Source organism: Oceanobacillus alkalisoli, assembly GCF_022213125.1.
Lineage (GTDB): Bacteria > Bacillota > Bacilli > Bacillales > Amphibacillaceae > Oceanobacillus > Oceanobacillus alkalisoli.
This window is the reverse complement of sequence record NZ_JAKNRA010000010.1, coordinates 13,053-34,421: the sequence shown is the minus strand read 5'-3', so window position 1 is coordinate 34,421 and position 21,369 is coordinate 13,053. Positions and strand designations below refer to the sequence as shown.

The following is a 21,369-nucleotide window of genomic DNA, read 5'->3' as shown; positions in this document are numbered from 1 at the left end:
TTACACCTCCCTATATTTATCTAGGAGATAGCTTGATTCTTTTTTAGGTTTTATTCGCTGATTGATAGGAGTCACTTTATTGTTTTTACGATTTCGCTTTTCAAGTTCGTATGCTCTTACTTGATCTAGTGTTTCGAGTTTTTGATTCGCCCACTCTTTCCAAATTGCTTCCATGTAGCTAAATGAGTAACCGCCTTTTTGCGCAGCTAGTTTCATTCCAGCTATCACGATGTCATCACCTAAATCTTCACACCAAGCAATCAGCGAATCTCTTAAAATTGGTTTCAATATCCCGAAGTTTTGTTCATAAATCACGAAAGGATTTTCTTTATGCGCGTGTGTGTCTTCTTCTTCTCTTTTAATGTCTTTAATCTTTAATGTCTTTAATACTGTCTTTAGAGAGCTGGAACTCCTTGGCACTATTGACTTACCGTTAGGTGCTGGTAAGTATTTTACTAACCGCATAGTAAGTAATTTACTTACCCTTCCACTCTTATAAGTAAGTGTTTTACTTACTTCTTGTTTTCTGCCGGTAGGTGTTTCACTTACTTTTTTACGGCTTAAATTGAGGTGAATTAGGCTGTCGAACTTCTCGCTATCCCAATTTTTATTGGGTGTAATTTGCCACATTTTGTAGTTCTTATTGATGCTGAAAACCATCGTTTTTTCATCCCAATTTAAGACCGCGCATTCTCTTAGGTGCTCCAATTCTTTCTTCACATCTTGCTTATACATGCCAGCTAATTCTAGTTGATTAAATTTCTCTATCTTGCAGTCTTTCTGACCTGTTCCGTAAGATAACCTCCAAAGAAATAGAATTAAATTGAGTTGTCTCTTGCTGAAATTCCTTCTTAATATTTCGTTCCATAACTCGTTTGCTATCCTTATAAAACCTTTTTCCACTTGAGGACTAGCCATCCTATTCACCTCTTTTTAAGCCTTTTATCTTCCAATATCACAAATTGCTATTCTGCCTTTCACTTTCACAACCCGGTAACCTGGGTAACGCTTATCGACATAAGCGCGAATCAAGTCCTTTAAATGGTCTGTATTATCTGCCGTCTCCCAGATCCACTCCGGAAGACGGACATTTGATTTGTTATACATAAATCAACTCACCAACCTCGATTGGTGCACTCAGTTTCTTCGTAGACTTGCAGTAATCACATTTCTCACAACGTACTGGTCCAACTTCGCCACTTCTAACTTCATTGATTCGTTCTAGCTTCATCTGCACCCACTCGTATTCGAAATCAAAGCGACTTTCATCGAAATAAATGACTGCTTTATTTGGTATCTTTTCTTTACTTACAGCGACAATATAAGGCGTATATAATTCACCGGTATTTACTTCAATGATTTTGCGGTACATTGCCATTTGCAGGACGTAATCCCACCGTTCGACGAATGATACCCAGCCGTCGTACTTCTCACTCCAGGAGCGCTCAAATAGGTTTCTAGTTGTCTTTAAATCCGTGAATAACATTCTTTCGTGATTAATTGAGTCAACTTTCATTTTCCAATCGATGCCGAACGCGTTGGCTGTGTAAATTTGCTCCTTTTCGCCTTCCATTGCGAACATGGCGAAAGGATCGTTTCTCAATGTCTCAATCATTAAATCAGCTTGTTCGTAATCCGCGTATTTACTTTTGTTCTTTTTAAAAATGACACTGTTGTTTTCTTCTATGAAATCACTGAAAGCTTGTTCCGATTCAAATGCAGCGTGTGTATAGGAACCAACTAACATTGCAGCGTTTGGCTCCTTCCTTATTTCTCCGCTTAGGTAAGCCATTGCAGAAGCTTCACATTCATTCCAGTTTTTGAGTTGGGAGACGGACATGTATTGCCTGTCCATCTCCAGTGAGTAATAATTACTCGAATTTAATTTCGGTTTGGTTTCCTGCATCCTCTGTCACGTCCTTTTTAGGCTCGTTTTTCGGCTTTTCTTCCTTCTTGGTGCCTTTGGTCTTATCTTCCTTGAAAGCTTCTGTGAGCTTGGATTCTTGCTTTGTTTTGACTTCGTTCGAGAACCAGTCGTCAGCCTTTGACATTCCGTCTTTCAGTGAAGTGTAAATCTTGCCGATTTCGGATAAATCATATTCAGTAAATGCACTTGCGTTATAGCCAACTCGCTCTTCAATTTGTTCTTGTGTTACTCCGTATTTTTCTTTAAAGATTTTAAGCATCTTCGCAATCCGATCCTTAATCGGTTCGGCATTTCCGTTACGCATAGTCTCGTTACATTGCTCAACCGCCTTGTCTACAATATCTCCAGGGATAATACCTAAGATGCACGCCCGCAACCTTCTAGCACCGTTATTCGCGACCAATTCATAAATATCACGTGGATCATCAAGTTTTTTGATAGAGCCCCTTGCTTTCCGGCTATGGGGAACTGTAAACACCTTCTCTTGTCTAACGTTCGTCTCTAGGTCCCAGGCATAAGCCATAGCAACTGATTCACCCGGTCGTTGTTCTAACTCCTTCACACCGAAAGCAAGATTTCCCCAGTTTTGCGCCAAAACTTCCGCCAACCGAATAGATGGACCTTCTACTTTCGTTCCGCCTCTCGGATAGCTGTATAACGCCGCCTGAGCCAACGCCGGGCGCTTGCAGTTATCTAAGATACGTTGCTCTGACTTAAACACGTTTCTAGGGAATTGACGAGCCATGAAGATTTGACCCTTCACTTCTTCCATTTCGCGGCTGGCAGATGATTGTGCAATAACTCCTGTGTTCTCATTAGACTGCTGAAACTGATTTTGTAATTGGTTCATTGATTAATCCCTCCGATTTATTAAATTGATCATTTAGAAAATGTTTATCTAATTCTTGTAAGTCTTCTAATGTTCCGTGGACAGCTATACTGGATGCGATAATACCGAAAGCTTCCAGTGGCTTAAAACCTTCGTTACGGCGTTGATTGTAGCGATGGACATAACGGTTATGAGCCAATCAAATTACCTCCTTGCCCCTATTACAAAAACCGTTTATAATAGGGGTATAATTAAATTTGTTAAGCAATTCCAAACGTCCGCTGCTACGGGCGTTTTTTATTTGACTATTTTATGGATGCCACCATGTCTCTCCAAAATCTCAATTGCATCCAACGACAACTCTTCAACAAGATAAATTTCTTCATCAAATTCAATGATTTCGTCACCACTGTAAACATCGTTGTTCAAACCGTCGGTTCCCCAGTCTTCGCGTTTAGCGCTGTATGGGAAGCCTGTGCGCTCAATTTGTGTGATCATTGGATGGTTCATGTTAGTCCTCCTCAATTCTCTTTTCTATTTCTAGATAAGTGTTTGAACCACATTTACATCTGAAAGGGGTTTCTTCTAAGAAGTCGATAATAACTTTGTTTTCAACACCAGCCTGTTGCATATATGCGCTCCCCCCACAGTTTTCGCATTCTGTTTCCATGGTAATTACGTACATATCAGCACCTCCTTCCTATGTATTAGGGTTAATCATCCCTATATCGGCTACAAACGTATAGATGCATTAGGAGGGAGGAATGCACGTTTATAACCGATATAGGAAGGACTAGCCTTCCATTATTAATTTGAATTTGATATAATATAAATAGGTTTTGAAATTGATCTGATTCGATAACTCACGTGGCTGCGTGGGTTATTTTTCTTTCCAGATAACTGTTTCTTGTAGATTTGAATGCAATAGCTCAGCATGTCTGTTGTCCTCTGCATCGGGTTCAAAATCAAAGTTCCTGTTATGAATGGTTTTATGACTGCCATTTTCATCAGTAAAAGAGACGCTGCACATATTTCCCCTTTCAAACCAATTAACAGAATGTATTAAGTACTCCTTGTCCCACAATTTGATATAAGCTCTCATACTATCTCTCCTAACCAATAGGTTTTTTATGTTTTCGCTGCGTAGCAACATAAGCGCGTTGGATTTCCATGTACCGGTCTACAGGTCTCATTGCTAACCACTCACTTACTTTAATTTTCAATTCCGCACCTCCTAAACTAAAATCATAGTTACGATAAAAATTAATATTGGACTGCTCATAACTCCGTAAAACAGTAATTCTTGTGGCAATGTGACTTCTTCCGGTTCGCCGATGAAATAATCGATGATCCAATTTCTCATCGGAACGCCCCTAACCTAACCAACATCGCCCGAATTTCCTCTCGTCCCTTTTCTTCATTCAGGTCTATCAAGCGTTTAATGGAATGGAGGATGTCCTCTGCTCTCCGGTAAGCTTGATCTAATTTTCCTGCATCAAGGTTCAATTCCGTAAGTACAAACAAATCATTAATGCATTTAACTTCTGCTTTCGCGATTTGGATATCTTCTTGTTTAAAGTGGTTGTGGTAGTTCACAAAATCCCTCCTAGTGTGATTAATCCTGTTATTAATGAAGCGACTGGCTGTAACTGATTGATTACTTCAACTCCTGCATATAAAGCCATCAAGACATCTGGGTTGTTGGTGATGCGGCACCATTTGATTAGATCTGCCGCTTTAAGTTCAACCCTGCCTGTTTCTAGTTTGGCTACGTTACTTCTGGACATGTTAAGCTTTAACGCTATCGCCTCTTGGCTAAGCCCAGCAGTTATACGCATTTTTCGTAAGACTTCTCCAAAGTCCACATTTGCACCTCCTTCCTTGTTCGCCATACGAACAGTTCTTGAAGGGAACAGATTGTTCTTGCTGACTGACTTATAATGTAAGTACCAACCCCCTCAGTTGGTTGTTTTGCTAGATTGCTTGATTTGTTTGCTGATCTATCCAGTTCATCAGAGCATTGTACGGTATTCTGATTTTGTGACCATCACGTACACAAGGGAATCCGTTGTGCTCTGATTGCTGGCATAGTTCATAAGTTGCCGTTTTACCTATCCTTAGAATTTCGGCTGCCTCTGGTACTTTTAAGAATCTAGGCGTTTTGCGGTACCCGTGAGATTCTAGTAATTTTTCAATGTCCTGTAAGTGTCTTTCGTTTTCTTCGCGAATGATTTGACGGATGGATTCTTCCATGGACATTTAGATCACCTCCTGGATAGTTTGCTGGCGGTTAGCATTGTCGATTTCAATCTTTAGACTCGTTGAAGGTTGCCACATACCGATGAAACGCAAGCCTTCTTCATATTTCTTTTTAGGCAGATCGCCGTATCTTGGGATTTCGAAATGATTTTTAAAATCTCGCCAAAAAGCCGAAAAGACTTTGAATGCCATGTTTTTATATGCAGGTGAAGATTTGCCGCCTAGAGATTCGACAACAACTTGTCTACCTTTTTTGTTTAATGTGTGTTCTTGTGCGCCATCGATGCGCATCGTTTCTTCTAGGTTGGTAATTCGTTCATCGTGCTGTTCTAGTGTTTCGGATGCTTCTAACGATAGTCTCATGGAAGCTTTTAATTGCTCTTTGTCTGTTAGGACTCTTGGTTGTTGTTCCATTTCGTTAAACTTAGTCACATATGCAGCTGTGAATAATACGCCTTTTTCACCTGTGAGTTTGTTTGCTACCATTTCGCAACCTTTTTTAGTTATCTGAAAGCAAGGTCTCTTTTTGTTTTGAACATCCAAATATTCGGATTCGATGAAGAAATCAGCGTGGGGAAAATTCCCCTCACCTAAATATTCAATATAAGTTCTAATGGATTTCATTAATTCGTTGTGCGGTCTACCTATCATTTTTGCGACCTCACGACTGTCAGTAACTAATTTTCCGTTTAAAGAAACTACTTTTAATTGATTCATTAGACAACCTCCTTCGTGTCATTAATTGACACAGACTTATTAAAAAAAATATCACCTATCGACAAATCGAAGAACTCACAAACTTTAAGAATGGTTTTAGCGCTTGGATTATATTCCATGTTCTCAATCTTAGATAACGAGGTTCTCTCAATACCTAGGTAATCGGCGAGTTTCTGCTGGTTGACATCTCTTTCTTTTCTTAGCTGCTTAATCCTGTTGTGAAGTACTGTCATATCGTGACCTCCTTTTACATAATCTTTAATGCGTTGTGTTGTGTTGTGTCTTAACACTAATATAAATCACTTTGTGTCACTTGTCAACACTTGTTTTGAAATTATTTATTTTTGTGTCGTATTGCGCTACAATGGAGGTGAATGGGTGTGGTGATAACGATGAGTGAAAAGAAAAATGATAATAAATTCGGTGAATTTATAAAAGCATATAGAACTGAAGAGAAAAATATGAACCTTAGGGAATTCTCTAATTTGACGGGGGTTAGTTTTTCTCACTTGAGCAAAATTGAGCGTGGGGAGCATTCACCTTCAAAATCTACCGTTTCAATGATAGCCAATGCGCTAAGTTTAGATAAAAATAAACTTTACCTACTTGCTGGTTATGTAGCTGAGGATCATTCATATGGCTTAGACTCCTTTTTTCCTTATATAGAAGAAAGTGATGATGATGAAGATGAAAAAAGGAAGGCAAATATTATTAATAAAATCATAAAAGAATTCCCTGATGCCGATCTAATGTTTAAAGACCTAGCCAGTTTTACAGCAGACGATATGCAAGATGTGTATGATTATATTAAGTTTAAGAAGAGTCAAAAAGACAAGGGGGAGTAAAGTGAAAAAACTAATATTCGTTCTTTTGATTCCTATATTTTTGATTGGTTGTGGGGTGAATGCAAAAGAACTAGATAGTTTTGCAGAAGATTATAATCAAAGCGCAAGAAAATATGATGCAACAGAATTAGTTCCAGATGAATTTGGCGAAATAGAAGAAGAAGACGGCGAAAAGTGGAGAGAATTATTCAACTCCAAGGAGCACACAATAGAAGCCCTATATGATGGTAATAACGTTAAAGGATACTATATTAACGTTAAATCTGATACAAATTCTATTGATAAGACCGGAAAAGGATATAACGCTGTTTTAACCTTAGCCGACACATTAGGGTTAGATATCGACAAATTAGAGGACGGCATGCAAACTGCCTTTAATGAGAGTTTCCATGATTACGAAGACGGAGAACACAGCATAAGAATATCAGTTATTAACGTTACATCTGCTTCTATGTCTATAACAGTAGAAAAAAAATAATACCGTTCATTTTAATAAGGTGTGCAAATAAATGTACACCTAATCTTTTACACTTGAACAGAACATACATTCTATATATTGGGAGGTTTTCATGTACACACACCTAGAAGATTATATCAGAGAACTTTTAAGCACCATTAAAGTCCACAGTCCTCCTGACCTTACAATTGAAAATGTGGCTTCAAAACTCAAATTAGAAGTCGTGTATAGGAGAAAGTCTTATCGTTTTGGTAATGAAATTATTCTGCAACCGGGGACTGAACAGCAGGAATGGCAATTGTTTGGCCATGAGTTGTGTCACTATCTCAGACATGCAGGAACGCAATTGTTGATGCATCCCCTATTCATCGACTTACAGGAGTATCAAGCAAATTATTTTGCTTATCATTTCTGTGTACCAACATTCATGCTAGAGCAATTTAAGGAGGTGAATCACTATGAAATAATGGAAAATTTTAATGTAGAAGAAGGATTTGCACTACGAAGAATAGAAATGTATGAGAGGAAGATGTTACTTGCGTGGTCACGTTGCTAAAAAAGGTGACAGGTATTATGTAGTTGTGGATTTAGGGAGGGATCACCGGAATAAACGTAAACAAAAATGGTTTTCTGGTTACTCCAGAAAGAAAGATGCAGAAAAAGATTTACCTCGAATTTTAAATGAATTAGAAAAAGGCTACAAAGAACCGGAGAATATGACTTTAGAGGAATACTTCAACCAATGGCTCTCTCGTAAGAAAAGAAACGTCCAGCCGGGCACCTATGAACATTATGAATCGTATATGCGTACTCACATCATTCCGGGCTTAGGACACCTTAAAATAAGCAAATTAGAGCCGTATCATGTTGAATCCTTTATGGATGAAGTGCATGATAAAGATTTATCTCAGCGTAGCAAAAAACATATATACCGCATCTTATCTTCTGCTTTAAAAAGTGGTAAACGCTACGGCATCAAAGAAGTGATTATGGAGGATATCGAAGCCCCTAAAGTAAACAGAAAACAAATTGAATATTGGACCCATGAAGAAGTTAATAAATTTATGGGTAGCTTGAAAAGTAAGAATCATGCCATGCCTATTATTTTAGCTTTAGCTACTGGAATGCGACGTGGGGAAATTCTAGGGTTGAAGTGGTCTCATGTTGATCTTGAGAACAAAAAAATATCCGTCTTTAATCAGTTAAAAAAAGATGATGATGGTAAATGGACCATATCCCCTCAATTAAAGACGAGTACAAGCTACAGGACAATTGATATTGATGATGATACCATTGAGCTTCTACGGGCGCATCAGCGACAACAGACGAAAGATAAAATGAAAATCGGTTCAGATTACATTGATTTAGATTTAGTATGTGCAACGTCGACTGGGGACAGTATTAAACCAACCTATCTACGAACCGTCTTTAATCGGACAATCGAAAAAAGTGGAGTGAAGAAAATCAGCTTCCATGGATTAAGACATACTCATGCCACTCTATTATTACAAAATGGCGTGCACCCGAAAGTCGTTCAAGAAAGATTAGGTCACCGATCTATTCAAACAACTTTAGATACGTACTCACATATTATTCCTGGCATCCAAGAAATAGCTGCAACAAGTATTCAACAATCACTATACGGAAAGAAAAATACGGAGCCGGAAAATCTTGTTCCGATTGCCCGAAATAATGACTAAAAAAGTATTTCGGAACCCGAAGGTTAGAATATTGTTAGAAGAAAAGAAAAAAGACAAGGGATGAAAGTAGCTTCAAACCCTTGTCAATACTGACTTTATAAGCGCGCCCAGGAGGATTCGAACCCCCGACAAACCTGGTACCGGAAACCAGTGCTCTATCCGGCTGAGCTATGGGCGCATTACTTATTTTCGAGCACAAAGATTATTATAACGTTTTTTTAGTAGACTTTCAAGCTTTTTTACATGTATACTTATTTTACCGTTTGTTTATAAAGATAAATAAACGGGTAAGCTAATATTTAGTCTGCTTTTTATCTAGACACAGCCTTTTGTTTGACCTTTTTTGACCAATGGTATATGATGAAAAAAGAAAGCCAACAAGATAAACTAATAGTTAACAATGAAAATAAGGAGGATATGTAAATGAATTTAGTACCTACAGTTATTGAACAAACGAACCGTGGAGAACGTGCTTATGATATTTACTCACGGTTATTAAAAGACCGTATCATTCTGCTAGGAAGTGGTATTGATGATAATGTAGCAAACTCTATCGTCGCACAGCTGCTTTTCCTTGAGGCGGAGGATCCTGGTAAAGATATCTCTCTTTATATCAACTCTCCGGGAGGCTCCATTACAGCCGGAATGGCAATCTATGATACAATGAACTTCATTAAATCAGATGTATCAACGATTTGTATCGGGATGGCAGCTTCCATGGGAGCATTTCTCCTCGCTGCAGGTGAAAAAGGTAAACGTTATGCCCTGCCGAACAGTGAAATTATGATTCACCAACCACTTGGTGGTGCACAAGGTCAAGCAACGGATATTGAAATCCATGCAAAACGAATCATTGAAATTAAGAGACGAATGAACGAGATCCTTGCTGAGAAAACAGGCCAGCCACTAGAAGTAATTGAACGCGATACAGAACGAGACAACTTCATGAATGCAAACCGTTCTGTAGAATATGGTCTAATCGACCAAATCTTGGAGCGTAAACCAGAAGATATCTAATTAACGCTAAAAAAAACTCCCTTTCAACGATGGATTGAAAGGGAGTTTTTTCATAGCAAACTATAGTATAAAAAGCAGTGTATAACTATAGCTGCTAACAATAGCCATGTCCGGCTCCAGCGCCCAGCAACTATCAAACTTCACACTCCTCCAATCGATAAGTCAACATCGGCTCTCTACGTTCGCCGTGTTTCCTTTATCTCATTCCAGAGTGCTCCAGTTTGTACGTTGCTAAACGGGCGCTTCCGCCTTCGTTTATTCTTTATCTGTGACAAAAGAAATTAGGTGGTTTAGGGCGACTTCTTCATCTGGACCATCCGCAATAATTTTTACTTCTTCTCCGCTTGCAATAGCCAGGCTCATAAGCCCCATAATACTTTTTGCGTTCACCTTTTTTCCGTCTTTTTCTAAAAATAAATGCGAAGAGTAACGATTCGCTTCTTGCACAAATAGTGCAGCAGGTCTAGCCTGCAGACCTGAATCCAAACCAATCTTCACTAAATTCTCTACCAACTCAACTCATCCTCCTTGAAGTTTAGAAAACGCTACCATTTCGTTTTACATCATAATTATCTTTACTATAGGAGTAAAAATATTATGCAATTTTCATCGATTCGTAGCATTTTATTCCTTCATATCCTAATCGGGAATGCTGCAACATCCCCGATCCAAATTTTTTAATTATCAGTATTATATCATGAAATACGGGGAAAGAGAACATTCTTTTATTTCTTCACAAAAACTTCACCTTGACGAATTTTTTCTGCAAACTCGTCTATCTTCTTCAGCCGGTGGTTAACACCTGATTTGGATATCTTTCCGCTCCCCACTAATTCACCAAGTTCTTTTAGTGAAACATCTTCATGTTCCCTTCGTAGAACAGCAATTTCTTGAAGCTTCTCCGGCAGTTGATCTAAGCCGACCGTCTGTTCAATAAGCTTAATATTCTCAATCTGCCGGAATGCAGCACCGATTGTTTTGTTCAAATTAGCCGTTTCACAATTAACGAGACGATTGACAGAATTACGCATATCGCGAACGATTCGCACGTCCTCAAATTTAAATAATGCATTATGCGCACCGATGATACTCAGGAATTCTGTAATCTTTTCCGCCTCTTTAATATAAACGATGTAACCATGCCTTCTTTCAAGTGTCTTGGATTTTAAATCAAATGTATTTAATAATTTACTTAGAGAATCGTTATGCTCTTCGTGGAAGTTGTAAATTTCCAAATGATAAGAAGAGGTCTCCGGATTGTTCACCGATCCGCCTGCAAGAAATGCACCGCGTAAATAAGCCCGCTTGTTGGCATCATCATTAAATACTTCCGAAGAAATTGTCCGGATTATCTGGTGTGGTGGCTGCATAATTTCTAAATCTTGTAAAACGTTTCGTACTTGTTCCTTCAGTCTAACAATATAAATATTATTCTTTTTCAATTTCATTTTTTTTCGAACAAGAACTTCAATCGACACATCGTAATTACTTTTTATCAATGTATAAATTCTACGGGCAATTGCTGCATTTTCTGTTTGTATATCAAGGGAATAACGCTGCCTTGATACGGAAATAACCCCGTTCATACGGATTAATGCTGCAAGTTCAGCTTTCTTTTCTGCCTCATCTGATTCTATTGTCGTTAATTCTTTCTTTATTTCTGAAGCAAAGGACATCGTGTTCTCCTCCTTTACCTTCGATTCCTTCCCTCATGTAATTATAATAAGGAATATAACAGCTTTGCAATCTTATCCGTATCATGACGAAGGGCTGGATGTTCTTTGTTAATAATATCCCCTTCAATAATTTCAAGACCTAATGCAAGCAATTTATCAATATCATAAATAACGGGTTCAGCATTCTCTTCCGCATATTTCTCTCTGATTGTCCCTTTAATCGGTTCATTATGTACAACGATTGACTGAACAATCCCTTGCCCGATATGACGGTTAATTGCTTCCACATGATCGGATGCCATATATCCTGTCGTTTCGCCTGCTTGGGTCATCAAATTACAGATGTAAACAATTTTAGCTTCTGTCTGTTCCAATGCATCCTGTACACTTGGTACAATCAAATTAGGCATAATACTCGTGTAGAGACTGCCAGGACCAATGATGACAAGATCTGCCTCAATAATTGCCTGAACCGCATGACTGAACGGTTTCACAGGTTCCGGACTTAAGAAGACATGGTCAATTCCTTTATCCGATAACGGAATATTGGATTCCCCGGAAATAATTGTCCCATCTTTCATTTTAGCATGAAGTGACAGATTTTCTGTGGAAATGGGATAGATGGTTCCTTTTACGTTTAAGACACGGGAAATTTCTTTTATTCCATCGTAAAAATCCCCTGTTACAGAAGTCATCGCAGCGAGCAGCAGATTACCTAACGAATGACCGGACAACCCATTCCCTACCTCAAACCGGTGCTGAAACAGTTCGACAAGCATCGGCTCTGCATCAGAAAGCGCAGCAATTACATTCCGTATATCTCCAGGCGCCGGAATTGCCATCTCATTCCGTAATCTTCCAGTGCTTCCACCATCATCCGCTACCGTAACAATTGCAATCAGGTCAATCGGTAAATTCTTTAAACCACGTAGAAGAACAGGCATCCCCGTTCCCCCTCCGACAACAACGACTCTTGGTTGTTTCTCTTCATTCATGCCTTAACTTCCCTTTCTCTTATCAATATCGCGATGGCTGATATGAGTAATATAGTCTTTTGATAATTCCTTAGCGAAGTGTTCAGCAAGTGCAACAGATCGGTGTTGTCCCCCCGTGCATCCAATAGCGATGACAAGCTGGGATTTTCCTTCTTTCTTATACTGCGGAAGCATGAACTCTAATAAGTCAAGTACTTTATCAATAAATTTCTGCGTATCCGACCATTTAAAGACGTAAGAAGACACTTCTTGATTCAGACCTGTTAGGGGTTGAAGATGACCTACGTAATGAGGGTTCGGCAGAAAGCGGACATCAAAGACTAAATCTGCATCAATTGGAATTCCGTACTTAAAGCCGAATGAAACCATGTTGATGGAGAAAATTTCCTGATGCTCTTCGGAATATATTTTTAAAATTTTATCGCGAAGCTCGCGCGGTTTCAAATCAGTCGTATCGATTATGCGCTGCGCCCGGCCCCTTAATTCATCCAATATTTCTCTTTCCTGCTTAATGCCTGTAAGCGGCAGACCGTGGGCAGCTAATGGATGGGAGCGTCTTGTTTCTTTATAGCGGCTCACCAGTGCTGTGTCTTTTGCATCTAAGAAGAGAATATGTTCCTTTATCCAGTTTTCTTCGCTGAGTGAGTCCAATGCTTCGAATAAAGAATCGAAAAATTCCCTGCCGCGCAAGTCCATGACAAGAGCCACTTTTGTAATGTTGTTCGTAGAGTCCTTCATCAACTCCAAGAATTTAGGCAGTAGGGTTGGTGGTAAGTTATCTACACAATAATATCCTAAATCTTCAAAGCTTTGTACGGCTACCGTTTTTCCTGCTCCTGACATTCCTGTAATAATTACTAATCGCGTTCCTTTATCGAATCCTTTTTCCATCTCTGCCATTTCCTATCGCACTCCTTTAGAGGAACTATTATCGCTTCTTGTTCTTATATCTATCATATGCTATTCATCGACGGATTTAAACTATATTTCATTATTATTTAACTTTCGCAACCCGAAACAGTTGATTACTTTCATACAGCGTGAGTGTCCGAAACTCACTTCTGGAGGTCCGCAGTCCAGACACCTCTCGCACCTGCTGAGCGGCTGGCAAGCCTCCTCGCGCTGAGCACTAAGGGGTCTCGCCAGGCCTATCCTCCCGCAGGAGTCTCGAGGTGTCTGGACTGCTACCAGGAAAGGCCAAATTGGAATCACTGTTTAATGTTCTAAAAAAGTATACTCCTTATCGTGGCCGAATAATTTCTATTTAAAAGAGCCATCTAACCAGTTCAGTTGCCCGGGGGACGGTGACTCCTACGGGAAAAGCACGTGTCCAGACCTGAGCAGGAAGCGGTTTTCTTCCGAGGAGGCTGAGGCCGTGCCCGTGGAAAGCATCCGTCCCCCGGGCAACTGAACGGCGATTGAAGCTCTGAATGAGTGAAAGAGCCAAATCACTCACGCTGTATGAAAGGGAGAGCGGGTCATTTATGATTCGACAGGTGACAACAATTTAGGTGGGAGTTCGCAAAAAAAAGTGCACAGGTGTAGCAACCTGTGCACAGAAACTAATTTATCTATTAAAAGGGGGTCAATTAGTTATTTATAGTGTACCCAATTATTGTTGCATACGGGTTACAGGAGCGTTAAGAAGTAATGACGTTTCATTAACTTTCTTTACGATTGGGTCGTATCGATAACTTCAGGCAAGTTTTCCACATAGCTGATTGCCTCTTCAGCAGCGATACTGCCGTCTCCTGTTGCTGTCACAATTTGTCGTAATTTCTTGTCGCGAATATCCCCTGCTGCAAATACTCCTGGAATCTTCGTCGCCATATTTTGATCCGTTGGAATATACCCTTCGTCATCGGTGATTCCAAGAGATTGAAATGGCTCACTTAAAGGTTCGGTTCCAATATAGATAAATACACCATCTGCCTGGAAGTCGGACTTCTCACCTGTATTCCTATTTTCTAATGTTACGCTTGCTACCTTACCATTTTCTCCATTAATTTCATTAACGGCCGTATCCCAGATAAATTCAATTTTTTCATTATTGAATGCCCGTTCTTGAAGTATCTTCTGTGCTCGTAGCTCATCACGACGGTGAATAATGGTTACTTTGCTCGCAAATCGCGTGAGGTATATGCCTTCCTCAACTGCCGAGTCTCCCCCACCTACAACGACGAGATGCCTTTCTTTAAAGAAAGCACCGTCACATACCGCACAGTATGAAACGCCGCGTCCAGCTAATTCCTCTTCGCCTGGAATGCCTAATTTCTTATGTTCTGCACCTGTTGTGATGATTAATGATTTGGTATTATATTCTTTATTACCTGCAATAACGGTTTTATAGTTGCCGTGGTCAACAACGTCTTTAATATCACCGTATGCATATTCGGCTCCGAATTTCTTTGCATGTTCAAACATTTTATTGGATAGGTCTGGTCCAAGGATATGGTCATATCCTGGGTAGTTTTCCACATCTTCCGTGTTCGCTACTTGACCTCCGGGAATTCCACGTTCCATCATCAATGTTTTTAAATTTGCTCGTGATGCATAGACAGCTGCTGTCATACCAGCAGGACCTGCTCCTGCAATGATCACATCATATAAAATTTCTTCAGCCATGTTTATCGCCTCTTTTTATCATTGTTCTTATGTTGAGTTTATAACAATCTGCGGTTTTCCGTCTATCTATCTGCTCAGAGACTCTTGCCAAGGTGCTACATGATCACGTAGAGCCCGGTGTTTCATACAGCCATCCTCCCATAATTCAAAAGCAATCTCTTTTTTCCCTAGATGGTAGCAAGTAATGCTGAACCATTTATAAAAGGATAAATGTCCACGTGCCATGCTTCGTCTTATCTTATTGAATCGTTGGTAAGCTGTTTCGTATTTCCCTGTTTTTGCCATTATCACTGCCAGCTTAATCTGCTGATCCCCGTGGAGTGGATAGACATGGATCAATTCACTCATGATTGTATCATAAGCGTCGTACTCCTCTGTCTCGTAATAGAAGAGGGCAAGGTTCATCATGCTGTGCAAAGAGTGATCCATTTCTTTTAAATACTTTTGCTCCAGTTCAATCGCCTTCTTCTCGTTTCCTGTATAAAACAAGGCTTGGGCATAATCATGCCTGACACTGAGGTGATCTGGAAATAGAAGGAGCATCTCATGGATGAGCGGAATTGCTTTCTTCCATTCCTCATTTTCCAGCATATAGAAGACCGTTTCCTGATACTTCAGTAAATCATCTTCCTCTTCCAATAACCAGTCATCCATTTCTTCATCCTCAAGTTCGAATTCGATAAGTTCCATCAACATCTTCGCTTCTTCACCGAACTCGCCGTCGGGTTCTTTCTCCAAATAGGTTTGCGCATATTTCATGGAATCATTGAGAAGCCCCAGATGTGCATAGTTATTCGCAAGTAAATAATAACAATCTACATAATCATCATGCTGCAGTACGCTATTTAATAATTGGTTTGCTCGATGATACTTTCCGATTTCGGTATACACGACGGAAAGCTGGCAATTATATAAAGGATTTGTTGAATCCAAATCGATTGCTTTTGTTAACCATTTTATCGATTGATCAAATTTCTGCTTCTGGAATGCTTTAACTCCTTTAGAGAAATAAAATTCTGCATCCGGAATAAACGGAAGAAGCTTATTTGCTTTTTTACGCTGTTTATTCATTAACCTGCTCCTAAAATTGACATATGGTCTTAGTATAACATATTTTCACCCATTGACGAACCTAGAAACAAAGCAGATTACAGGAAGACAATTGCAGCATCCAATCATGCGCTGCTTCACATTCCATATATAAGTTCTGCTAAAATCTCGGCATTTATTCTTCGCTTCTCTGTGTCCTGTATATTTTCAGCAACGGATTCATTGGAACGCTCCCTATGCTAACTCATTAAAAAAACGGAACACGTTACATGTTCCGCTTAAATAGTTAATCCGGTGTAACCATCCGTCAAATTCCCACTTAAAACTTCATAAGACGGATGGTGACTTACTTCCTCCATTATGAACACCTTATTCAGATGGAAAGGTTTCTTGCCTTTGCCGTTCATCCATTTCTTCTTTTGTATAAATGATTCGCATCGGGTTCCCGCCGACGAATGCGCCTGCTGGAACATTTTTATGTACGAGTGTTCCAGCAGATACAGTAGCGCCATCACCGATTGTAATGCCAGGAAGAATGGTTGTATTGGCGCCAATCAGCACTTCATCTCCTATGACTACTTCCCCAAGTCGATATTCATTAATCAAATATTCATGAGCAAGAATTGTAGTATTATAGCCGATAATACTATTCCTGCCTACTTGAATTTTTTCCGGGTACATAATATCTGGCATTACCATTAGGGCAAATGCAGTTTCTTCTCCAACTTTCATCCGTAAAAAAGTGCGATAGAGCCAATTTTTCATTGCAAGAAATGGAGTATAACGGGCAAGCTGAATAACGATAAAATTCTTGGCGACTTTAAGAAACGGGACTGTCTTATAAATCTGCCAAAGGGAATTGGAATCTTTCACAGGAAAGCGCTTCGTATTACGCATTGTCTATACTCCTACTATTTGAAGAAGGTCTGTCATTTTATCAAGCATATAGGTCGGTTTATAGGCAAGCAGGCGGTCTCTTCCCTTTTGTGACCAACTGACCGCAGCAGTTCTTACGCCCGCATTATGGCCTGACTCAATATCATGGGAATTGTCCCCGACCATGATTGTGGACCTACTCTCCCCGCCTAAATCTTCCATCGCTTTCAGAACAGGTTCTGGATGTGGCTTCGCATGGGTTACATCATCCAACGTAACGACGGAATCAAAAAAATCAGTCAATCCTGTTCTTTTCAGTCCCATCTCAACGCCGCGCGTAAGTTTTGTTGTTACGATTCCCATTTTAATATTGTTTTCCTTCAGTCCTTGGAGTGCTTCCAGCACATTTGGAAAGGCTGTTACAAATTGGTCATGATACAGGTGGTTATGGGCTCTGTATGTTGCTACCATTTCATCTGCTCGGACTGGGTCAATTTTTTTAAACGTTTCTACTAACGGCGGGCCATTAAATTCAATAATTTCCTCATCAGTAAAATCTAGTTTAAAATGGTCAAAAGTATGTTTAAAAGATTCAACAATTAACTGATTTGTATCAATTAATGTTCCATCCAAATCAAAGAGTATTGTACGAGTGTTCATATTTCCGTCCCTTTCTTTGTTTCACATATTTCCTTTTCAAACTTAACGTTTTTTCTTCTTGTTCTTTCGGCCTTTCTTTGGCTCAGGTAAATCTAAATATCTTGCCGATTCCGTTTTACGTCGATAGATGATCAAGATAATCCCCAGCACAATTAACATCGCCGAGACAACTTGTGCAGTTCGTAAACCTTCTATAATATATAGACTATCTGTCCGCATTCCTTCAATAAAGAAGCGCCCAACAGAATAGAAAATGAGGTAGTTTAAAAATATAACGCCACGCGTTGGGTTGTATTTCCGCAGAAGCAGCAAGAATACAAACACAAGTATATTCCAGATGGACTCATAAAGAAACGTTGGGTGATACATTACACCTTCAATTGTCATTTGGTTCATAATAAAGTCTGGCAAGTATTGAAGAAAATTATTATAAGCCGCTTCTGAAACTGCTTCTCCATGAGCTTCCTGATTCATGAAATTTCCCCAGCGGCCGATGGCTTGTCCAAGAATCAAGCTTGGTGCCATAATATCGGCAAGCTTCCAAAAAGATAGCTTTTTCATTCTCGAATAAACGATTGCTGTTAGAACTCCACCGAGAACCGCTCCATGAATCGCAATTCCGCCTTCCCATATTGCAAACACTTTCCAAAATGGTCCGCCAGCATAACGCTCCCATTCAAAAGTAACGTAAAAAATGCGTGCAGTTATAATTGCGATAGGGATAGCATAGACGACGAAATCAATGATTGTATCTTTATTCCATCCGAGCCTTTCCGCTTCTTTCATCGCTAAATAAATACCTAATAATGCACCAAAGGCAATAATGACGCCGTACCAATAAATCGTAAAAGGTCCCAGTTCCAGCATTACCCGGTCTAATGGCTCTACCGTATAAATCAAAAGAACACCCCTCTACTCCATCATATTTCTTTCACTTTGAATAATATCGGTTAGCCGCTCGGAAAATAGTTCGGCTGTGTTAATTCCCATAAGCTTCAGCCGGAAGTTCATTGCGGCCACTTCAATAATTACAGCAAGGTTTCTTCCTGGGCGTACTGGAATCGTTGCTTTCGGCAGCTTGACATCCATAATTTGCAATGTATCTTCATCCAAACCAAGGCGATCATACTGCTTCGTTTCATCCCAGTTTTCCAGATGAATGGCAACTGAGATACGTTTTTTCGTCCTTACTGCTCCAGCACCGAATAATGTCATCACATCAATAATCCCTAATCCACGAATTTCCAGCATATGCTCAAGAATTTCCGGTGAGCTGCCAATAAGGCTGTCGTAATCTTCTTGATAAATTTCAACACTGTCATCCGCAACGAGACGATGACCACGTTTAACCAGCTCCAGTGCTGTTTCACTCTTTCCGACACCACTTTGTCCGGTAATCAGCACGCCTACACCATAAATATCAACAAGTACACCATGCATGGAAGTCGTTGGCGCGAATTTTCCTTCTAAGTAGTTGGTTAATCGACTTAGTACCCGAGTTGTTTTCCGGGGGGAGCGGAGAATCGGTACTCCCGCTTCATCTGCAACTTGAATTAATATTTCTGGAATATCCATCCCTCGTGAAACAACAATCCCCGGGGTAATGTCTTCGCAAAGTCTAACAGCTCGGTCGTGCTTTTCTTCTTCGGATAATTCTAGAAAATAGGCCATTTCAGTACGCCCGATTAGTTGCAGTCTTTCTTTTGGATAAAAATCAAAAAATCCCGTCATTTCTATTCCTGGCCGAGAAATATCACTCGTAATGATTTCTCGGTTGATTCCTTGGGCTCCGGCTACTAATGTTAAAGTAAAGTTATCGAGCAGATCTTTTGTACGTACCCTCACCATTATCATCCCTCCATTGAATGAATCGAAGTCACTGTATTTTCCAACATTATGTATATAGAAGTTTCACTTTATTGTAGCATAAAGCCTCAAAAAATCGTAGGCGGGTGGCCTACGATTTCGATTGGTAGTTAATTTTTCATTAATCCGCCGAGCACGAGGGTGATAAGCGAAATAATGATGGATGCGATAAAAGCTGTGCCGAAGCCGTCAATGACAAAGGATGTTCCCATCAATGCTTGAGTTGCCATTAACGTAATGGCATTAATGACAAGCAGGAACAACCCGAATGTTAAGATTGTAATTGGTAAAGTCAAGATAATCAAAATCGGCTTCAAAATCACATTTAATATAGCTAGAATGATACTTGCCAATATCGCTGTTCCGATCCCTGCAATATGAAAGGAGGTGAAGATTTCATTCACAATTAACAACGCGACTGTATTTAGTGCTAGGGACAGTAAAAATCGCATCATTAATAGATCTCCACATCTTTAGGAATGATTAACGCTGCAACTAGGTAAACCAATGCAACGGTACTAAAACTCATAATAAGTAAGATAATAAAAATCACGCGTAAAACAGTAGCATCAACATTCAAGTAATCGGATAAGCCACCAAACACTCCAGCTACGTACCGATTATCAGATGAACGATAAAGTTTTTTCATAAAATCCCTCCTAAGTATAACAACACTTACCTGTTATACGAATAAGCACGAAAAAATGTTTCATAGTAAGTGCATTTAATCGTTATATTTCCATATATAAAATTGCTCCGTCGAGAAATTATTCGCTACCTTTTTTTTAAATTCTTCTTGACTAAAACCAGGTTGCATAAATTGCGATAGAACCCCTGCAGCTTGAGTCTTATGGGCATAAATCGCATCGAGCTTCGTATCAATTTCTGCACGGACATCATTTATAACATCAGGTTTTCCGAGGACCTCCGTATAGTTCCTGCTGATTGCCTGCGCCCAAACGACTGGACGCTCGCTCTTATCCATCATACGAACCGCTTCAATCGCCGCTGCCCCAAGCGCATGGTGATCAGGATGAACGGCATGATCCGGATAATGAGTAATAACTAGAGATGGCTTTATTCTATCCAGATATTCCTTGAGATTAGTCGCAACCTTCGTCCGGTCTTCAAATTCAAGGGTTTTATCCCTAAACCCTAGCATCTCGACTTCCATATCCAGAACCCGGGCTGCTTCCAGCAATTCTTCTTTTCTTATTTCCGATAATGATTCTCTGTTCGCAATTGGGGGATTCCCCATATTCCTGCCCATTTCACCTAATGTTCCACATAAATATGTCACAGGAACACCTTGTTTTCGGTATTGGATTATTGTACCTGCTGCACCAAATGATTCATCATCTGGGTGCGGATATATAACCACAACATGTTTTTCCATATCTATCACCTATTTTCTATTCTTTCCATTTTAAATATTCGTTTCTGCTTAATTGGAAAATGGCTGTTCACTAATTTGCAGTGCCACCATCAATCTACCTTCTCGATCATGACCAGCAAGTAATAATTGATTTTCTTCCGTTACCGTCCAATCCGTTAAGCCTTCCGCGTAAATCCAACCGATTTCCAGCTTCAAGCCGACTCGGTATACATGATTATTTTCAATGATTTTAGCATTTGTAAATTTCACTTCAGCATTCCGAATGAAAGCTCCAACCGTATACGCTTTTTCATTTATATGACTCGCGTAAGCACCGTTTGTTGTTTCAAGGTGGATATAAACTGACTTATTGATCCGATCATCCAAATATGCTTGAATTTTTGATACATTAATAGGTTCCATTCCATTTTCCTCCTACATTACTCTAGTTTAAATGTACATAAACTAAAGGTTGCCGTCAAAAATTACGGCCTG

The 21,369-nt window shown here is 39.7% G+C and carries 33 protein-coding genes and 1 tRNA gene; 5 read left to right on the top strand and 29 right to left on the bottom strand.

Annotated elements, in window-relative coordinates; translation table 11 throughout:
* The 14 genes from L3V42_RS12580 to L3V42_RS12520 all read right to left on the bottom strand — a co-directional run bounded on the left by L3V42_RS12580 (position 1) and on the right by L3V42_RS12520 (position 5,965).
* Positions 1 to 918, bottom strand: a complete 918-nt coding sequence (locus L3V42_RS12580; protein ID WP_238472118.1) for a replication protein — start codon at positions 916 to 918, stop codon at positions 1 to 3.
* Positions 919 to 942: 24 nt separating this feature from the next.
* Positions 943 to 1,107 (bottom strand): hypothetical protein, encoded by a 165-nt coding sequence (locus L3V42_RS12575; protein WP_238472117.1) that lies wholly within the window; start codon positions 1,105 to 1,107, stop codon positions 943 to 945.
* Positions 1,100 to 1,906 carry a PD-(D/E)XK nuclease-like domain-containing protein gene (locus L3V42_RS12570; RefSeq protein WP_238472116.1) on the bottom strand — a complete coding sequence of 269 codons (807 nt, stop codon included), beginning with the start codon at positions 1,904 to 1,906 and terminating at the stop codon, positions 1,100 to 1,102. Before L3V42_RS12570 ends, L3V42_RS12575 begins: the two co-directional genes overlap by 8 nt.
* Positions 1,872 to 2,777: a hypothetical protein gene (locus L3V42_RS12565; protein ID WP_238472115.1), complete on the bottom strand. Its 906-nt coding sequence runs from the start codon at positions 2,775 to 2,777 to the stop codon at positions 1,872 to 1,874. The genes L3V42_RS12570 and L3V42_RS12565 overlap by 35 nt, the downstream gene beginning before the upstream one ends.
* Positions 2,743 to 2,955 carry a hypothetical protein gene (locus tag L3V42_RS12560; RefSeq protein ID WP_238472114.1) on the bottom strand — a complete coding sequence of 71 codons (213 nt, stop codon included), beginning with the start codon at positions 2,953 to 2,955 and terminating at the stop codon, positions 2,743 to 2,745. Before L3V42_RS12560 ends, L3V42_RS12565 begins: the two co-directional genes overlap by 35 nt.
* A 98-nt stretch (positions 2,956 to 3,053) precedes the next feature.
* A complete protein-coding gene (locus L3V42_RS12555) occupies positions 3,054 to 3,266 on the bottom strand; it encodes a YqaI family protein (protein WP_238472113.1) in 213 nt (70 codons plus the stop codon).
* Between the two features lies 1 nt (position 3,267).
* Positions 3,268 to 3,441 (bottom strand): hypothetical protein, encoded by a 174-nt coding sequence (locus L3V42_RS12550; protein ID WP_188858905.1) that lies wholly within the window; start codon positions 3,439 to 3,441, stop codon positions 3,268 to 3,270.
* A gap of 195 nt (positions 3,442 to 3,636) precedes the next feature.
* Complete coding sequence (locus L3V42_RS12545) at positions 3,637 to 3,858, bottom strand: hypothetical protein (protein WP_238472112.1); 222 nt, start codon at positions 3,856 to 3,858, stop codon at positions 3,637 to 3,639.
* A 132-nt stretch (positions 3,859 to 3,990) separates the two neighbouring features.
* Positions 3,991 to 4,119, bottom strand: a complete 129-nt coding sequence (locus L3V42_RS18330; protein ID WP_255783466.1) for a hypothetical protein — start codon at positions 4,117 to 4,119, stop codon at positions 3,991 to 3,993.
* A complete protein-coding gene (locus L3V42_RS12540; protein ID WP_238472111.1) occupies positions 4,116 to 4,352 on the bottom strand; it encodes a hypothetical protein in 237 nt (78 codons plus the stop codon). Before L3V42_RS12540 ends, L3V42_RS18330 begins: the two co-directional genes overlap by 4 nt.
* Complete coding sequence (locus L3V42_RS12535; protein ID WP_238472110.1) at positions 4,349 to 4,621, bottom strand: helix-turn-helix domain-containing protein; 273 nt, start codon at positions 4,619 to 4,621, stop codon at positions 4,349 to 4,351. Before L3V42_RS12535 ends, L3V42_RS12540 begins: the two co-directional genes overlap by 4 nt.
* Before the next feature lie 109 nt (positions 4,622 to 4,730).
* On the bottom strand, positions 4,731 to 5,015 hold the full coding sequence (locus tag L3V42_RS12530; RefSeq protein WP_235761306.1) for a helix-turn-helix domain-containing protein: 285 nt from the start codon (positions 5,013 to 5,015) through the stop codon (positions 4,731 to 4,733).
* Complete coding sequence (locus L3V42_RS12525; RefSeq protein ID WP_235761305.1) at positions 5,016 to 5,732, bottom strand: ORF6C domain-containing protein; 717 nt, start codon at positions 5,730 to 5,732, stop codon at positions 5,016 to 5,018.
* Entirely contained in the window at positions 5,732 to 5,965 is a 234-nt protein-coding gene (locus L3V42_RS12520) for a helix-turn-helix transcriptional regulator (protein ID WP_235761304.1), read from the bottom strand. Before L3V42_RS12520 ends, L3V42_RS12525 begins: the two co-directional genes overlap by 1 nt.
* Before the next feature lie 159 nt (positions 5,966 to 6,124).
* On the opposite strand from L3V42_RS12520, the gene L3V42_RS12515 reads away from it, so the two are divergent.
* From L3V42_RS12515 to L3V42_RS12500, 4 genes are all read left to right on the top strand, one after another.
* Positions 6,125 to 6,577, top strand: a complete 453-nt coding sequence (locus L3V42_RS12515) for a helix-turn-helix domain-containing protein (RefSeq protein WP_238472109.1) — start codon at positions 6,125 to 6,127, stop codon at positions 6,575 to 6,577.
* A 1-nt stretch (position 6,578) separates the two neighbouring features.
* Positions 6,579 to 7,055 (top strand): hypothetical protein, encoded by a 477-nt coding sequence (locus L3V42_RS12510; RefSeq protein WP_235761302.1) that lies wholly within the window; start codon positions 6,579 to 6,581, stop codon positions 7,053 to 7,055.
* 91 nt (positions 7,056 to 7,146) lie between these two features.
* Complete coding sequence (locus tag L3V42_RS12505; RefSeq protein ID WP_235761299.1) at positions 7,147 to 7,590, top strand: ImmA/IrrE family metallo-endopeptidase; 444 nt, start codon at positions 7,147 to 7,149, stop codon at positions 7,588 to 7,590.
* Positions 7,571 to 8,734: a site-specific integrase gene (locus L3V42_RS12500; RefSeq protein WP_238472108.1), complete on the top strand. Its 1,164-nt coding sequence runs from the start codon at positions 7,571 to 7,573 to the stop codon at positions 8,732 to 8,734. The genes L3V42_RS12505 and L3V42_RS12500 overlap by 20 nt, the downstream gene beginning before the upstream one ends.
* Before the next feature lie 102 nt (positions 8,735 to 8,836).
* Here the strand turns inward: L3V42_RS12500 and L3V42_RS12495 are convergent.
* Positions 8,837 to 8,912 (bottom strand) — tRNA-Arg (locus L3V42_RS12495).
* 245 nt (positions 8,913 to 9,157) lie between these two features.
* Here L3V42_RS12495 and clpP point away from each other — a divergent pair.
* Positions 9,158 to 9,751 carry an ATP-dependent Clp endopeptidase proteolytic subunit ClpP gene (gene clpP / locus L3V42_RS12490; RefSeq protein WP_235761297.1) on the top strand — a complete coding sequence of 198 codons (594 nt, stop codon included), beginning with the start codon at positions 9,158 to 9,160 and terminating at the stop codon, positions 9,749 to 9,751.
* A 255-nt stretch (positions 9,752 to 10,006) separates the two neighbouring features.
* Here the strand turns inward: clpP and L3V42_RS12485 are convergent, their stop codons facing one another.
* From L3V42_RS12485 to L3V42_RS12420, 14 genes are all read right to left on the bottom strand, one after another.
* The gene (locus tag L3V42_RS12485; protein WP_235761296.1) at positions 10,007 to 10,264 is read right to left on the bottom strand and encodes an HPr family phosphocarrier protein; all 258 of its coding nucleotides are present in this window, start codon (positions 10,262 to 10,264) and stop codon (positions 10,007 to 10,009) included.
* A 212-nt stretch (positions 10,265 to 10,476) separates the two neighbouring features.
* The gene (gene whiA / locus L3V42_RS12480; RefSeq protein WP_235761295.1) at positions 10,477 to 11,427 is read right to left on the bottom strand and encodes a DNA-binding protein WhiA; all 951 of its coding nucleotides are present in this window, start codon (positions 11,425 to 11,427) and stop codon (positions 10,477 to 10,479) included.
* Between the two features lie 41 nt (positions 11,428 to 11,468).
* The gene (mgfK, locus tag L3V42_RS12475; protein WP_235761294.1) at positions 11,469 to 12,422 is read right to left on the bottom strand and encodes a gluconeogenesis morphogenetic factor MgfK; all 954 of its coding nucleotides are present in this window, start codon (positions 12,420 to 12,422) and stop codon (positions 11,469 to 11,471) included.
* A 3-nt stretch (positions 12,423 to 12,425) separates the two neighbouring features.
* Positions 12,426 to 13,322, bottom strand: a complete 897-nt coding sequence (gene rapZ, locus L3V42_RS12470) for an RNase adapter RapZ (RefSeq protein ID WP_438822740.1) — start codon at positions 13,320 to 13,322, stop codon at positions 12,426 to 12,428.
* 771 nt (positions 13,323 to 14,093) lie between these two features.
* Positions 14,094 to 15,047, bottom strand: a complete 954-nt coding sequence (trxB, locus tag L3V42_RS12465) for a thioredoxin-disulfide reductase (RefSeq protein ID WP_235761293.1) — start codon at positions 15,045 to 15,047, stop codon at positions 14,094 to 14,096.
* 66 nt (positions 15,048 to 15,113) lie between these two features.
* Entirely contained in the window at positions 15,114 to 16,118 is a 1,005-nt protein-coding gene (locus tag L3V42_RS12460) for a tetratricopeptide repeat protein (RefSeq protein ID WP_235761292.1), read from the bottom strand.
* A 348-nt stretch (positions 16,119 to 16,466) separates the two neighbouring features.
* Entirely contained in the window at positions 16,467 to 16,994 is a 528-nt protein-coding gene (locus L3V42_RS12455) for an acyltransferase (RefSeq protein WP_235761291.1), read from the bottom strand.
* A gap of 3 nt (positions 16,995 to 16,997) precedes the next feature.
* On the bottom strand, positions 16,998 to 17,633 hold the full coding sequence (gene ppaX / locus L3V42_RS12450; protein WP_235761290.1) for a pyrophosphatase PpaX: 636 nt from the start codon (positions 17,631 to 17,633) through the stop codon (positions 16,998 to 17,000).
* Positions 17,634 to 17,675: 42 nt separating this feature from the next.
* Positions 17,676 to 18,533, bottom strand: coding sequence for a prolipoprotein diacylglyceryl transferase (gene lgt, locus L3V42_RS12445; RefSeq protein ID WP_235761289.1), 858 nt, complete (start codon positions 18,531 to 18,533; stop codon positions 17,676 to 17,678).
* 12 nt (positions 18,534 to 18,545) lie between these two features.
* A complete protein-coding gene (hprK, locus tag L3V42_RS12440; protein WP_235761288.1) occupies positions 18,546 to 19,481 on the bottom strand; it encodes an HPr(Ser) kinase/phosphatase in 936 nt (311 codons plus the stop codon).
* 128 nt (positions 19,482 to 19,609) lie between these two features.
* Positions 19,610 to 19,951, bottom strand: coding sequence for a phage holin family protein (locus L3V42_RS12435; protein WP_235761433.1), 342 nt, complete (start codon positions 19,949 to 19,951; stop codon positions 19,610 to 19,612).
* 2 nt (positions 19,952 to 19,953) lie between these two features.
* On the bottom strand, positions 19,954 to 20,148 hold the full coding sequence (locus L3V42_RS12430) for a PspC domain-containing protein (protein WP_235761287.1): 195 nt from the start codon (positions 20,146 to 20,148) through the stop codon (positions 19,954 to 19,956).
* 75 nt (positions 20,149 to 20,223) lie between these two features.
* A complete protein-coding gene (bshB2, locus tag L3V42_RS12425; RefSeq protein ID WP_235761286.1) occupies positions 20,224 to 20,895 on the bottom strand; it encodes a bacillithiol biosynthesis deacetylase BshB2 in 672 nt (223 codons plus the stop codon).
* Between the two features lie 48 nt (positions 20,896 to 20,943).
* Positions 20,944 to 21,297, bottom strand: coding sequence for a YojF family protein (locus tag L3V42_RS12420; RefSeq protein WP_235761285.1), 354 nt, complete (start codon positions 21,295 to 21,297; stop codon positions 20,944 to 20,946).
* Between the last annotated feature and the right edge of the window lie 72 nt (positions 21,298 to 21,369).